At 60.3% G+C, this 13,844-nt stretch carries 12 protein-coding genes; 5 read left to right on the top strand and 7 right to left on the bottom strand.

Annotated features, from left to right (window positions below; all coding sequences use genetic code 11):
- Nucleotides 1-96: 96 nt before the first annotated feature.
- Nucleotides 97-864 (top strand): SIR2 family NAD-dependent protein deacylase, encoded by a 768-nt coding sequence (locus tag ACI38B_RS02630; RefSeq protein WP_439729410.1) that lies wholly within the window; start codon nt 97-99, stop codon nt 862-864.
- A 116-nt stretch (nt 865-980) separates the two neighbouring features.
- Here ACI38B_RS02630 and ilvA read toward each other — a convergent pair whose 3' ends face one another.
- The 3 genes from ilvA to ACI38B_RS02615 all read right to left on the bottom strand — a co-directional run bounded on the left by ilvA (nt 981) and on the right by ACI38B_RS02615 (nt 3,643).
- Nucleotides 981-2,246, bottom strand: coding sequence for a threonine ammonia-lyase (ilvA, locus tag ACI38B_RS02625; RefSeq protein ID WP_321046671.1), 1,266 nt, complete (start codon nt 2,244-2,246; stop codon nt 981-983).
- 117 nt (nt 2,247-2,363) lie between these two features.
- Nucleotides 2,364-3,461, bottom strand: coding sequence for a zinc-dependent alcohol dehydrogenase (locus tag ACI38B_RS02620; protein ID WP_439729409.1), 1,098 nt, complete (start codon nt 3,459-3,461; stop codon nt 2,364-2,366).
- Nucleotides 3,458-3,643: a hypothetical protein gene (locus tag ACI38B_RS02615; RefSeq protein ID WP_439729408.1), complete on the bottom strand. Its 186-nt coding sequence runs from the start codon at nt 3,641-3,643 to the stop codon at nt 3,458-3,460. Before ACI38B_RS02615 ends, ACI38B_RS02620 begins: the two co-directional genes overlap by 4 nt.
- A gap of 158 nt (nt 3,644-3,801) precedes the next feature.
- On the opposite strand from ACI38B_RS02615, the gene ACI38B_RS02610 reads away from it, so the two are divergent.
- On the top strand, nt 3,802-4,437 hold the full coding sequence (locus ACI38B_RS02610; protein ID WP_439729407.1) for a TetR/AcrR family transcriptional regulator: 636 nt from the start codon (nt 3,802-3,804) through the stop codon (nt 4,435-4,437).
- 181 nt (nt 4,438-4,618) lie between these two features.
- On the opposite strand, the gene ACI38B_RS02605 is transcribed toward ACI38B_RS02610, so the two are convergent.
- The 4 genes from ACI38B_RS02605 to ACI38B_RS02590 form a co-directional block, all read right to left on the bottom strand.
- The gene (locus ACI38B_RS02605; protein WP_439729406.1) at nt 4,619-6,445 is read right to left on the bottom strand and encodes a glycoside hydrolase family 13 protein; all 1,827 of its coding nucleotides are present in this window, start codon (nt 6,443-6,445) and stop codon (nt 4,619-4,621) included.
- Between the two features lie 1,098 nt (nt 6,446-7,543).
- Complete coding sequence (locus ACI38B_RS02600) at nt 7,544-8,377, bottom strand: carbohydrate ABC transporter permease (RefSeq protein WP_015451317.1); 834 nt, start codon at nt 8,375-8,377, stop codon at nt 7,544-7,546.
- A gap of 44 nt (nt 8,378-8,421) precedes the next feature.
- The gene (locus ACI38B_RS02595) at nt 8,422-9,360 is read right to left on the bottom strand and encodes a carbohydrate ABC transporter permease (RefSeq protein ID WP_439729405.1); all 939 of its coding nucleotides are present in this window, start codon (nt 9,358-9,360) and stop codon (nt 8,422-8,424) included.
- Nucleotides 9,361-9,384: 24 nt separating this feature from the next.
- Entirely contained in the window at nt 9,385-10,674 is a 1,290-nt protein-coding gene (locus tag ACI38B_RS02590) for an ABC transporter substrate-binding protein (RefSeq protein ID WP_439729404.1), read from the bottom strand.
- A 235-nt stretch (nt 10,675-10,909) separates the two neighbouring features.
- Between ACI38B_RS02590 and ACI38B_RS02585 the strand changes: the two genes are divergently transcribed.
- From ACI38B_RS02585 to ACI38B_RS02575, 3 genes are all read left to right on the top strand, one after another.
- Nucleotides 10,910-12,151: an ROK family transcriptional regulator gene (locus ACI38B_RS02585; protein ID WP_439729403.1), complete on the top strand. Its 1,242-nt coding sequence runs from the start codon at nt 10,910-10,912 to the stop codon at nt 12,149-12,151.
- Between the two features lie 12 nt (nt 12,152-12,163).
- Complete coding sequence (locus ACI38B_RS02580; RefSeq protein WP_439729402.1) at nt 12,164-12,847, top strand: response regulator transcription factor; 684 nt, start codon at nt 12,164-12,166, stop codon at nt 12,845-12,847.
- 260 nt (nt 12,848-13,107) lie between these two features.
- The coding region (locus ACI38B_RS02575; RefSeq protein WP_439729401.1) for a histidine kinase at nt 13,108-13,844 on the top strand (737 nt) is incomplete at its 3' end.

Raw genomic sequence — 13,844 nt, 5'->3', positions numbered from 1 at the left:
CAACCAAACACCAACAACCCAAAACAACCCGCAGCACGGCGCGTCGCATCCAACCTCCCGCCACAAACGGACATCACAGCGTGGTATTCCTGAGGTATGAGCAAAAAGATCGCTGTATTAACCGGAGCCGGCATCTCGACATCAGCTGGCATTCCAGATTTCCGCGGGCCCGACGGCGTGTGGACCAAACATCCAGAACAGACCAAGGTCTATGACATCGACGCGTTCCTCACCAATAAGAAGGATCGCGAATATTCATGGCGCTGGCAGAAAGAATCCCCTGTGTGGAACGCCCAGCCGGGCGCCGCGCATAAGGCACTCGTCAAACTCGAGAAGGCGGGGCTTCTGACACTCCTGGCCACGCAGAACTTCGACGCACTGCACGAGAAAGCCGGAAATTCACCGGATATCATCGTGAACCTTCATGGCACCATCGGCACGTCCCACTGCATGAAATGCCATGCGAAATACGACACCGCGGACATCATGGCGCGTCTTGACGAGGAGCCGGACCCGCATTGCCATCGCCGTCTTAAGTACCAGGGCGACATGCCGTGCAACGGGATTATCAAGACGGATGTCGTGTATTTCGGCGAGATGCTGCCGGACGGGGCGATGGAGAAATCCATGCGGCTCGTCTCGCAGGCTGACGAGTTCTGGGTCATCGGTTCGACGCTTGAAGTGTTCCCCGCGGCGTCACTCGCCCCGGTCGCCGCACAGGCCGACGTGCCCGTCACCATCATGAATATGGGCAAAACACAGTACGACAATATCGCCACGCGGCTGATCCATGAGGATATCGCCGTCGCGCTGCCGAAACTCGTGGACGAAACCATCGCCGAAGCGCAAGCGGATGAACAATAACAGGAGCCGCTAAGCCTGCGCCGAGCAGGAAACAACACACAAAACGCGAAGGCCCCGGAACCTTGAGAATCCAAGGATTCCGGGGCCGTTGCCATACAGAGGCAGATGGCGGACCGTCAGTAGATGCGCTTGGGGTCGAAACCGGCCTGTTTCAACGCTTCGAGTACGCGGTCGATGTGGTCGGGGCCGTTCGTTTCGACGGTGACCCCGAGGGCGACCGCATTCGTGTAATGGCCGGACGCCTTGAACTGGTCGTGGTCGAGGGCGATTACGTTGGCACGCTGCTCGGCGAGGACCTGCGCTACCTTCAGCAGCTGTCCCGGCAGGTCGGGCAGCTCGACCTCGAAGTTCATGATGCGGCCGCGGGCAATCATGCCCTTCTGAATGACCGCACCGATGGTGACCGTATCGATGTTGCCTCCCGACATAATCGGGACAACGACGTGCGGGCCAGGAGCGGACGCAAACTTGCGCGAGCGCAGGTTCAGATGTTCCAATGCGGCGAGCGACACCGCGCCCGCGGCTTCGACGACCAGCTTGTGCTTCTCGAGCATGAGCAGGATCATCTCGTTGATATCGCGTTCAGACACGGTGATCAGGTCGTCCAGGAATTCGTTGAGCAGCGCGAAGGTCAGGTCGCCCGGGCGCTTGACGGCAACGCCTTCCGCCGAGGTGACCACCTTGTCGGCGGGAACCACGCGGCCAGCCGCGAACGAATTCTTGAACGCCGGAGAACCCTCAGGAATCGCGCCGATCACGCGGACTTCGGGCTTGAAGGTCTTGACAGCGAGCGCCACACCGGCGCCCAGGCCGCCGCCACCGAGCGGTACGACGATATCAGTGACGTTCGGGACATCTTCGAGGATTTCCATGGCGATGGTGCCTTGGCCGCAGATGACTTCATAATCGTCGAAAGGCGGCACGTAGATCATGCCCTGCTCGTCGCTCAGCTTCTGGGCGTACGCGGCGGCTTCGTCGAACACATCGCCGTGCAGGACGACGTCGGCACCGTAGGCTTTGGTGGCGTCAACCTTGAGCGGCGGGGTGATGGTCGGCATGCAGATGGTGGCTTTTGCACCACGCTCGCGGGCGGCGTAGGCGACGCCCTGCGCATGGTTGCCGGCGGATGCGGTGACGATGCCGCGAGCCAGCTGGTCCTCGGACAGGGAGGCGATCTTGTTGTAGGCGCCGCGAATCTTGAAGGAACCGGTGACCTGCAGGTTCTCCGGCTTGAGGAGAATCTGGTGGCCGGTCATGTCGGACAGCACCGGGGAGGCAATGACCTCCGTGTGCTTGGCCGTGCCTTTGAGCCGCTGGGCGGCCTTCTTCAATTCAGCGGCATGATCGCGCTGCAGTGCTTTGAGAACCTCGTTTTGTTCCATGATCGTTATTGTAGGATGCCCGCTGCCCCGCAGCGTCGGGAGAGTCCATCCCGTGGAACGGCTGCCGGGAGGCGGGCAAGTCCAAATAGTGCCGGGAACGTCCGCTCGGTGTGTGGCTCACGCTTCCATGTCGATGACAACGGTGAGATTGCGGGCGGTATCGCCGGCAGCGCGCAGCGCATCCTCGATGTGTTCCAAATCGTAAGATGCGGTGATGATTGAACCGATATCCCAACGTCCGCAAGCCATGAGCCGCTGCACGTCGGCGACGTCTTCGGGCATGTAGCCGCCGGAACCGGACAGAGTCTGGTTAGCGAAGGTGAGACGCAGCAAATCCAGTTGCCGCATGGCGTTGTTGACCGCGACAACGACGAATCTGCCGTAGATCTTGCCGTGCGCCATGAAGGTTTCGAACACTCTTTCGGCGCCGGCGGCGTCGATCATGCAGTCGATGTCCGCGGTGGGTCCGTCAAGCGAGCGGGCATCCCCGAAATACGCCCGGGCGGCGTCAATGGGGTCATCCTGGTTGAGATCGCAGACCTGGAGTCCAAGGGCGGCGGCCTTTTCCAGCCGCAATCGGGAGTAATCGCAGATCATGACCTTGCCCGCGCCGAGTTGCAGGGAACCGAGCGCCGCAGCGATGCCGATGGTGCCGGCGCCGAAGACCATGATGTGCTCGCCTTCGCGTTGATGCGCGTGTTTTGCCGCCCTCATGCCGACCGTGAACGGTTCGATCAGGCTTGCCGCACGGTCGCTGATAGCCGGGTCGACCGGGTAGAGGGATACGCCGCGAACCGGTTTCGGGCACAGCATGTATTGCGAGAATCCGCCCAGCGTGCCGGCACGATGGGGGTCGCCTTTGGCGAGCAACGGATAAGGGTAGACGCGCTCCCCCACCTGGAAATCGGTGACATTTCGGCCGACCGCGACGACACGAGACACGGTTTCGTGGCCGAATTCGCCGCCGACATCGACCTTGTGGCCGGTGCCGGGACCATGGGAATACACGGCTACATCGGTGCCGCATACGCCGGAGCAGATGTTGCGCACGAGAATGTCGTCATCGCCGACTGACGGAATCGAGACGTCACGGACTTCGACGTGCTCTTTGCCGAGATAGACAGCCGAACGCATGGTCGCCGGCAGTTCCGGCGAAGTTTGCGACGTGCCCGAACCGGTCATGCCATCGTGACCGCTGATATTCGTGATGTTCATTTCACTCCCTTGATTAGCGGGACAAGCCCGAGCAACAGCGCGATGCCGACAGTGCCGACGATGATGCCTTGGGTGAAGGCATGCCACTGCTCGATCATGCACATGCACATGCACATGCCGAGTGCGAAGACCAAGGTACTGACGGTACCTAGGACGAGGGTGGTGTCGTTTGCTTTGCTCATGATGTCTCCTTGGGGTTCTCGCACCGCTGAGCCGTGGTGTTCAGACAGCCGATCGTCGATGCGCTGTGGTGTTCATAAGCCGGCTAATGCTGACGTTATTCCGCGACACTCCGGGGCTCAACCGACACAAGTCCAACAGTCGTTGGAATAATGAAGCCATGGTGAATATCGCTGGCAATGCGAGGTTCTTGGAGACCGACAGGCGAATCGAAGTCGCCGCTCTCACGCTGATGGATACCAAGAAACACGCCTCGACGCCGTTGTCCATCGCAGCCATCTGCAGGGAGGCAGGCATCAATCGTTCCACCTTCTATGAGCATTTCGACAGCATCGACGACGTCATCGCCGTGATGCAAGAGCACCTGTTCGCCGAGCTCTCCCAACATTTCCGGCAAGGCAATCGCGCCGAAGACACGAATGAGCACAGCCCCGCCGAAATCCCCCTGAGTCTGGCTTCTTTTGAACTGTTTCTGCGCCACATTAAAGAACACCGGTACTTCTACGGCATCGCGCTGCACAGCGGGCACGGCCTGCCGGTGCATTACGGGAGCAAGGAACTGTGGGAGCGGCGAATTCGGCCGGTTTGCGCCTCAATCGGCATCGATGATGAAGACGATATGAAGTATTTCCTTGATTGCACGACGGCTTCAGTCAGTGCGATTCTGCGACGGTGGATTGATCGCGATTGCCGGGACAGTGTGGAGAAAGTGGCGCTGATCGCGGCGAACGCGGTCCCCGCAATCCTCGCCACCGATGCTGAAATACGGGCTTTTGGAGACAGTACCAAGCATTGAACTATTGAACAGCTTGAGCTTGGCGGCCGTCGTCGATCGGACGCAATGTGATGGTGGTCGTCGCTGAGCCGAAGCACGGCGACGACCACCATCTTCTGTGCCCGTCAACATCTGTTTGCGGCGGCTCCGGGAAGGTACGGGCACCCTCCCGGAATCCTTCAGTCAGGAGTCCTTCGGCCAGCTAGAGCCGGACCGTCACCGCCTCCCACGGGGACAGCGTGCGAGCAGCCAGAGAATCGGCAGAATGCTGCGAATCATAGGACGTCAGCACGATGTCGGGCGACTGGTTTGCGGCTGCGGCGAGCGCGGCTACGGTGTCATCCGGAATGCGGGCGTCTTTCCCGGACAGGTTCACGGCGACCAGCAGACGCTCATCGCCCAGCGTGCGCGTGAACGCGTACACCTGCGGGTCGGATTCGTCGAGCAGGTGCCAGTCGCCGGCGGATACGACAGGGTCGTCGTGCCGCAGCGCAATCAGCTGCTTGAAGAAGGAGAACACCGAATTCGGGTCATCCTGCTGGGCTTGCGCGTTGACCGTCGTATGGTTCGGATTGACGCTGATCCACGGTTCCTTGGAAGCATCGACGGCGGTGAAACCGGCGTAGGTCGAAGCGTCCCACTGCATCGGGGTGCGGGCGTTGTCACGGCTGCGCTTGGCGAGCGCGTCCATCATCGATTCTGCGGACTGGATATGCGCCTGCTCAACACGCTGGTGGAACATGTTCAGGGATTCAAGGTCGCGATACTGGTCAAGCCGGGTGAAATGCGCGTTCGTCATGCCAAGCTCCTCGCCCTCGTAAATGTAGGGGGTGCCGCGATGCATGTGCAGCAGCATCGCCAGCGCTTTGGCGGAATGGACGCGGTTCTCCTCGGTGGAGTCATCGCCCCAGCGGGACACGACGCGCGGCTGGTCGTGGTTGTCGAAGAACAGGCTCACCCAGCCCTTCTTTGCAACCGCATCCTGCTGGGCGGCAAGCGTGCGCTTCAGCTTCGGCAGATCAAGCGGGGTCGGATTCCACTTCGTGCCGTTCTCGCAATCAACATCAACATGCTCGAACATGAACAGCATGTCCAGTTCGCGTGCGGCAGGGTCCGTGATCTGCTCATTGCGCTGCGGGGCGACGCCTGGCGCCTCACCAACCGTGAGATAGCCTTCGCGGCCGTCGAACACCTCGCGGTGCATCTCCTTGAGGAACTCGTCAAGCCGCGGGCCGTCGGAGCAGAACGGGAACGGGGACGAGTAGCCGTCGGGACCGGCGGGATAATCCTCGATCTGGCTGCCAGGTTCGCCCGGAAGCTTGCCGTTGGGGTCGACGCGCTTGGAAATCTGCGTGATGACGTCCATGCGGAAACCGTCGATACCGCGGTCGAGCCACCAGTTCATCATCTGGTAGACCGCCTGACGCACCTGCGGGTTCTCCCAGTTGAGGTCAGGCTGCTTCGGGGAATACTGGTGGAAGAAATACTCGCCGCGCTTGGGGTCATACTGCCATGCGGAACCGCCGAAATACGAGCCCCAACGGTTCGGTTCGGCACCCGGCGTGCCCGGCTCATGGCCGGGACGGGCGGGACGCCACCAATACCAGTCGGCGTGCGGGTCGTTCTTGTCGCGGCTTGCTTGGAACCACGCGTGCTCGTCGGAAGTATGGTTGACGACCAGATCCATCACGATTTTCAGACCGCGCTTATGCGCTTGGGCAAGCAGTTCATCCATATCGTCAAGCGTGCCGAACATCGGATCGATGCTCTGGTAATCCGCGATATCGTAGCCGTTGTCGTCCTGCGGGGACTTGTAGACCGGGCTCAGCCACAGCACATCAACGCCCAGGTCGGCGAGGTAATCCAAGCGGCGGGTGATGCCCTTGATATCGCCGAGGCCATCGCCATCGGTGTCTTGGAAGCTACGCGGGTAAATCTGGTACACCACGGCGTTCGCCCACCACGGGCTGGTGGGCGCTCCATTCGTGCGGACACCGGCGGGAAGGGCCGGACGATTGAAATTGGTCATGGCAAGCTCCTTTGCTGTCTGGTGTTGTTTTCTGGGATTATCGTACGATGCATACGTTTTCATTCCTATTGCTGGCGTGGCGGGTGCGCGGAGAAAGATATTCGGGCGGGGCCGCGGGGTTGGGTCGCAGGGTTGGGTCGCGGGCGGAATCACGCGGTTGTGCGACTGAGCGGTTGCACGGCGGGCAGATAGCCTCCAGACACCCGCCAAATCACCCGACAACTTGGCACTGTGCGACACCACAGTCACACGGCGGACAAGTATCAGGCATCAAGTGGGCAGGGAGCAGGGATATCCCGCCACCATGCCACCACCCGATCGCACGGCAGGCAGATACCAGCGGACAAGACACAGGAAACCAGCCACACCCGGCCGCTGTGCGACTGAGCGGTTGCACGGCGGGCAGATAGCCGACACAACGGGCGCAGGACGGGAGATAAACCGACGACGTGCAACCGGACAGTCACACCACAGGCAAGTATCAGGCGTCAAGTTGACCGGGGCGGGGATATCTGCCTGTCATGCGACCGGACAGTCGCACGACGGACAGATGCCACGGGACAGAACCGGCGGCGGGAGCGAAACCGAACAGCTGTGCGACCGGGCAGTCACACAGCAGGCAGATAGCCGGTCGGTAACGACGGCGACGGCCAGTAAACGGTCGGCGTGCGACACCGCAGTCACACGGCGGGCGGATACCGGCGGACGAGACACAGGAAGCCAACCATACGCGGCCGCCGTGCGACTGGGCGGTTGCATCGGGCGAGGAAACAGACCGAGGGGCCTGTGAATGTGCATCACAGGCCCCTCGACGGGAGAGAACAGATTGATGGGAGTGGATGGGGAGAGCGGGAATGTGACGGGCTTTCCTTTACTTCACGGGTCCTGCAATTATTGACGGCCTACGGCCGGCAGGATTATTACCGGGGGCGGGGACTATCCTCCGCCCCGGCGCGGTGAACGGAAAGCCCGCCGGGCTTTCCTTTACTTCACCGGATCCGGCAATTTTGGACGGCCTACGGCCGGCTAGATTTTTACCGGGGGCGGGGACTATCCCCCGCCCCCGGCGCGGTGAGACGAAAGCCCACTGGCTTTCGTCTATTTCACCGCGCCCCTCATCACACCGCTGACGACCCAGCGCTGGGCGAAGACGTAGACGATCAGAATCGGGGCCATCGCCATCAGGTAGCTGGAGAACGCCATCGGGTAGTTGGTCGCGAACTGGGAGCTGAACACGTACTGGGCGAGCGGAATCGTCTGGTTGGACTGATCCGTCAGCACGATGAGCGGCAGCAGGAAGTCGTTCCATGCCCACAGCGCGGTCAGGATGCCGATCGTCGCGTTGATTGGGCTCATCAGCGGGAAGATAATCTTCCAGAAGATCTTCCACGTGCTCGCGCCATCCACGCGCGCCGCCTCCTCAAGCGACGGCGGAATCGAGCGGATGAAACCGGTCGCGATGAACAGGTTCGTGCCCAGGCCGAGCGTCATGTACAGCAGGATCAAGCCGAACTGGTTGTCCAGATGCCAGGCGCCCATCTGCTTGGCGATCGGCAGCATCACCACCGGGAACGGCACGAACATCGCGGCGATGAAGAAGTAGTACAGGAAGCGGAAGAAGCGCTTGTCCATGTTGCGGGCGACGGCGTAGGCCACGAAGGTGTTCGTCAGCAGCGTGAGCACCACCGCAGCCACCGTGATAATCGCGGAATTCAGCGCGGCCCGCGGGTAATCAACCTTGGCCGAAGCATCCGCGAAATTATGCCACTGCCAGGACGTCGGCAGGCTGAAGGTGCCCGCCTCGGCCGGTGTCTTCAACGCCGTGACGATAGTGAAATACAGCGGGACCAGCACGGTCAGCGACAGCACCACGGTCAGCGCGGTCAGCCACCAATTAATCCGATGATCCTTGTGGAATGTCTTGTCTTTCATGATGTTCCTTTCCCCTCTGTCAGTCGGGCTTCAGCGCACGGCTGTCAGATCTGCTCCTTGCTTCTCGAGAATCCGAGCTGGATGAACGCGACAATCGCGAGGACGATGAAGAAGACCACCGCATTGGCTGTCTGATAGGCGTATTCGCCGCCGGTCAGGCCACCCTTCCAGATGAGGTAGGTCACGGTCTCGGTGGAGGAATTCGGGCCGCCTTCCGTCAACGCGACCACCTGGTCGAACGTACCCAGCGCGTTCTTGAGCGACAGCACGAGATTAATCGTCACGAACGGCCCAATCAGCGGGAAGGTGATCTTCCAGAACTTCTGCCACGCGTTCACGCCGTCAATCGAAGCGGCCTCGTAGATTTCGTCGTCAATGGTCTGCAGGCCCGCGATGTACAGCAGCGTGGAGTAGGCGACGCCCTGCCACACAGCGAGGAACACCACCGGAATCCAAGCGTACTGTTCGCTGGTCAGCATCGATTCGGACAGCCAGCCGATGCCCAGCGCCTTGCCGAGTGCGGGAAGCGGCGTCATGAAGATGTACTTGAACACGTAGCCGATGACCAGCGTGCCCAGGATGTACGGGATGAAGAAGATCGCGCGGAACCCGTTCTTGAACGCGATCTTGCTGTTCAGCAGCACCGCCAGGAACATCGAGATCAGGTTGATCAGCACGGTGATGATGATGGCGATGAAGAAGGTGAACAGGTAGGCGTGGCCGACGCGGTCATCGCTGAGCAACGCCTGATAGTTGCGCAGGCCGACCCACTTGAAGTTGCCGTAGCCCTGCGAGTTCGTGAACGAGTAGCCGATGCCGCGGATGAACGGGACATACAGGAAGACCGCGAAGATAATCGCCGCGGGGACGGTCATCCAGTAGAACGCGCGGTCCACCTTGCGATGCGAAAACGCGTTCTTGCGCTTCTTCGCAGGTTTGTCTGACTTCGCAGACTGCTGAGACGATACGACTGTTGCAGACATTTCTGTTCCTTTCTCCGTGTCCGATTACTCGACCGTGCGAGCCTGGACCTTGTCCCATTCCTTCTGCATCGAGTTGATGAAGCGGGGGACGTTGCCGCTGATCACCATGGTCTGCAGGTAGCCGCCGATGTTGATGGACGACGGGATGTAGTGGTCGCAGAAATCAACCACGTTGTTGCTTTCGAAGAACGGGCGGATGCCTTCCAGCGCCTTGTTGCCGAAGTAGGTGTCCTTGAGCGGGGTGATGGCGGACTGGGCCTTCGCGTAGGCGTTCAGCTGCTTCTTGCTCATCAGGAACTTGATGAACTTCATGGCTTCCTTCGGGTGCTTGGTGTTGGCGCCCATCGTGAGCATCACGTCATCGCCTGCGGTGAGCTTCTGCTCCTTGGCGTTGTTGCTGGCCGGCATCTGCGCGAAACCGAGGTCGATGTCGGGGTTGATCATCGTGATCTGCGGGATCGCATACGTGCCGAGCGGGATGATCGCCGCCGTGCCCTTCGCGAAGTTCTGGGTGGCCTCCTGATAGGTGACACCCTTGTCGGACGTCGAATAGGAGTACATTTCGACTTCCTTCTTCGCAGTTTCGGTCCAGATCGTCTTGAAGTCGGTCTTGCCTTCCTTCAGTTTCGTGTACTCGGATTCCGGGACGAGCGTACCGGCGAGCGAGGCGAGCGGCGCCTGGGTGGTCCACGCGTCCGCGACACTGGCTTGCACCGGGTTGATACCCGCAGCCTTGAATTTCTTCAGCATGGCAATAAATTCGTTCCAGGTCTTAGGCGGATTGTTCGGATCAACGCCGGCCTTACGCCACAGCGTCTTGTTGTAGATGTAGCCGGATGCGTTGCCGGAGAACGGCAGGCCATAGAGGCGCTTCTTCGCCGGGTCGGTGGTCTGCACCAGGTTCTTGGCGATCTGGACCATGCCAGGGTTGAGTTCGTCAACAATCGGATCGTCTGTGAAATCATGGAACACACCGGAGGCGGCGAACATGCCGAAGCTAATATCGCCGTTGAACGTGATGACATCCGGAACGCGGTTCTTTACGAACCGGGTGCGCAAATCAGTCTGCGCGTTCGCGGAATTATTGATGTTGATGCGGATGTTCGGATTCTCCTTCTCGAACTCCTGAGCCATCTTCTTGAACTGGTCAGCGGCCTCGGACTTGAACTGGAAGAAATCCAACGTCACCGTCTGCGCGCTCGACGCACCACACCCGGCGGCACCGAGACCCATCACCGCGACACATGCCACGGTGAGAGCCCTGCGAAGTACCGACCTGAGCGTTCCGCGTCCTGAATGGGAATCCGTCTTCATGAAGACTCCTTTGCCTCTTCCACACCGCAACACCATCGCTGCGGTTTGTTTGTACTTGCGAGCATACGTGACCGGGGATTTCATTCCCAGCCCCTGCGCGCCTATTGCACGAAGCAAGAAAAACACGGTATTTTAATGTATTGAGAAAGAAAATGCAGGATATCAGATGCGAGGCCATGAGAACAAGGACGTATCCTCGCACGCCGGCGATGGACCCCACAGGCAAGGAGCAGTGATGACGACACACGAGACGGATACGTGGAAAACCGCGGAATCAGGCGATGAGCATGAACTCACGACAGACGTCCAATGGTTCACCGGCTCCCCGCAAACCCACCGGGTGACCCGCGCCATCACACAATACGGACCCATCGCGCGCACGACCCTGGCCCAACTTCTCGGACTGTCACAAGGGGCGTTGTCGCGCATCACCAGCGACCTGATCTACGAAGGTGTCATCGAGGAACTTCCCGGTGACACCACAGAACAAGGCAGACTCCCGCAAGGCTTCATACCGAAAGAATCACGCGAAAAACGCGGCCGCCCGCAGACCAATCTGCGATTGCGCGCCGGCGAGCGCACTTTCCTCGGCATCAATATCCACGGCTCCGAGGTGAGTATTGTGGCTGTGGACGCGCTGTGTCGGCCGGTCGGGCCATGCCGCACGGTGACGCTTGAATCCACCAAGCCGCGGGATGTCGCCGCAACCATCGGCACGGCAATCCGCAAATACCGTTCGGACGTCACACCAAGCCCGGTGGCCGTGGGGCTAAGCTTCGGCGGGCATGCGGAAGATGACCGGTATGTGACGTACGCTCCCTTCCTGCATTGGGACGGGCGGGTCGATGCCGCCGGGGCGATCGAGCAGACGGGCGGGCTGCCCACAGCGGTGTTCAACGACCTCGATTCGCTGTTGCTGTATGAAAGCTGGTTCGGCGCCGGCATCGGCGTGCGACGGTTCGCTGTGGTCACGATAGGTGCGGGCGTCGGGTATTCGCTCGCCGAGGACGGCATGCCTGTGGACTACCCTGACAAAAGCTATGGGCTGGCCGGGCATATCCTCGTGGACCCCGCGGGGCCTCGCTGCTATGCGGGGCATACCGGCTGCTCGCAATGCCTGACCAATGATTCGCTGGCCGAGGAATATTCAGGCATGGTGGGGCATATGGTCACCTTCGACCAGTTCGCCGCCGACGCGCAGGAAGGGACCGCGCAGGCACGGCAGCTACTCAACCGCCTGTGCTTCCGACTCGGCGTACTGGTATCCACGGTCGCGAACTTCGCCATGCCGTCGAAAGTGCTGATCAGCGGGGAATCATCATTCCTCGCGAAAATGAACCAGGAATCGATCCGCAGCGGCATCAACTGGTACCGCCCCAGCCAGGCGGCGACCGTCGACTTCGAAATCCTTGATTTCTCTTGGGAAAGCTGGGCGAAAGCCGCGGCCGCACGGGCAATCGCGCGGTATATCGGGTGAGGCGGGGTGGCTATGGGATTGGAGTCAGAGGGCACGGCGATACCGCACTTCACCATCGGCGTCGTAGACAATGACGCATTCGCCCTTGCCGCAATGGGCAACTACCTGTCACGCGCCCTTGCAGACAGCGCCGACCTGGATTGGCTGACGACATCAGCCGCGACCGCGATACACCGTTGCCTGACCGGACCATGCCCAAACATGCTGCTCGTGGACGTGTCCATGTCCGAAATGAGCGGAATCGAAGTCATCCGCACCATTCGGGAACGAGACAGCCGCATCATGCTGCTCGCGGTAACATCCTTCCCTCTTGATGAATACGCGCAATCCGCGGCGGATGCCGGCGCCCAGGCAATCGCGGCAAAAGGCGACGTGCGACAGCTCACGGCAACGATACTCGGCGTGCAGCGCAGGCAACCATATCGATACGCTTCCATCGATTTCCCCCTTGTACAAGACGCATTCACACGACTTGCACACCATCGGCAACGCGATGGCATCGATTCGTTGACGCCCCGCGAACGCACCATTGTCGAACTCAGCGCCGACGGCAACACTTCGGTCAATATCGCGCAGCAGCTGGGTCTCTCCCCCGCGACAGTCGGAACATATATCCAGCGAGCATGCCGCAAATGCGGAGTCAAGAACAGGGTCCAGCTCATTGCACTTCTGGCCAAGCGGAGGAATACCAGATGAGTACGCGACAATTGTGCCAACGCTTTCGTCAGCAGCTCAAATCACAAGGCCATGGCGAAATCTTGCTTTTCGGGCAACCCGTGATGACGCCTGCAACAGGGCAACGTCTCTTCCTTGCAGCCGTCATGGCTGTCTGCCTGGTCGCAGACTGCTACCCAGCGGCAACCGGACTTGCCGACGACCAATCCGGGCCAATCGCCTGGATACTGCTTGTCATGTATACGTGCGCCTGCGCGTTGCTACCTCTAATGCCGCAATGGATGAGCATTGGCGTTATCGCGCTCACCGCAATCTGCATACCGTTGCCGTGGACGCATCTCGAAGATCTGACATTCGGGTGCGCGCTGGCATTCGCTGCGCTGTACTACTGCCTGCCCACGTGGATTGGATTGGCAGTCCAAGTGGCGTTTACCGCCGAGTTCGCCATCTATCACGTATTCTGGGGCCGAGGGACGGCATTCGTCATTATCGGCATCATCTTGCAGGTCGCATCTTCTGTTATCGGATACACCTACCGTCGGCAACGGCTGAACGAACAGAACAAGCGCAACGCGGAGCTCCTGCACCAAGCCGAGGCATCTATTGCACGCACGGAACGCGACCTCTCGCTGGCACGCAACCTTCATGACACGCTGACCAACGATCTGGCGAGTATTTCCATGCTCTGCGGAGCGCTCCTCCTTGACTGCAAGGATCCGGAACAACGACGTACGTTGCAAGCGATTGACGACACGTCCCGCGAAGCCATGCAGTGCGCGCACCACGCCATTGACGTGCTGCGCAATACTGGAGAATCTCGCACAGCTTCAATGCCGGACACATGGCAGAACTCGTTGCGCGAATTGCTTGACCGGCAGGCACGGCACCTCACGGCCTGCGGATACCATGGAGCGGCAACATTTGAGCACGATGCCGAACAGACGCCGATACGCCAGGACGTATACGACGAACTGGCATCGTTCACCATCGAACTGTTCGCGAATATCGAGCACCATTG

Origin of the sequence: Bifidobacterium sp., from assembly GCF_051876855.1 — a bacterium.
Classification (GTDB): Bacteria; Actinomycetota; Actinomycetes; order Actinomycetales; family Bifidobacteriaceae; genus Bifidobacterium.
This window is presented reverse-complemented; position numbering and strand designations above follow the sequence as displayed.

Coding starts and splice junctions, on each gene's coding strand:
- ACI38B_RS02630 (WP_439729410.1), top strand. CDS start 97: ATGAGCAAAAAGATCGCTGTATTAACCGGAGCCGGCATCTCGACATCA.
- ilvA (WP_321046671.1), bottom strand. CDS start 2,246: ATGGAACAAAACGAGGTTCTCAAAGCACTGCAGCGCGATCATGCCGCT.
- ACI38B_RS02620 (WP_439729409.1), bottom strand. CDS start 3,461: ATGAACATCACGAATATCAGCGGTCACGATGGCATGACCGGTTCGGGC.
- ACI38B_RS02615 (WP_439729408.1), bottom strand. CDS start 3,643: ATGAGCAAAGCAAACGACACCACCCTCGTCCTAGGTACCGTCAGTACC.
- ACI38B_RS02610 (WP_439729407.1), top strand. CDS start 3,802: ATGGTGAATATCGCTGGCAATGCGAGGTTCTTGGAGACCGACAGGCGA.
- ACI38B_RS02605 (WP_439729406.1), bottom strand. CDS start 6,445: ATGACCAATTTCAATCGTCCGGCCCTTCCCGCCGGTGTCCGCACGAAT.
- ACI38B_RS02600 (WP_015451317.1), bottom strand. CDS start 8,377: ATGAAAGACAAGACATTCCACAAGGATCATCGGATTAATTGGTGGCTG.
- ACI38B_RS02595 (WP_439729405.1), bottom strand. CDS start 9,360: ATGTCTGCAACAGTCGTATCGTCTCAGCAGTCTGCGAAGTCAGACAAA.
- ACI38B_RS02590 (WP_439729404.1), bottom strand. CDS start 10,674: ATGAAGACGGATTCCCATTCAGGACGCGGAACGCTCAGGTCGGTACTT.
- ACI38B_RS02585 (WP_439729403.1), top strand. CDS start 10,910: ATGACGACACACGAGACGGATACGTGGAAAACCGCGGAATCAGGCGAT.
- ACI38B_RS02580 (WP_439729402.1), top strand. CDS start 12,164: ATGGGATTGGAGTCAGAGGGCACGGCGATACCGCACTTCACCATCGGC.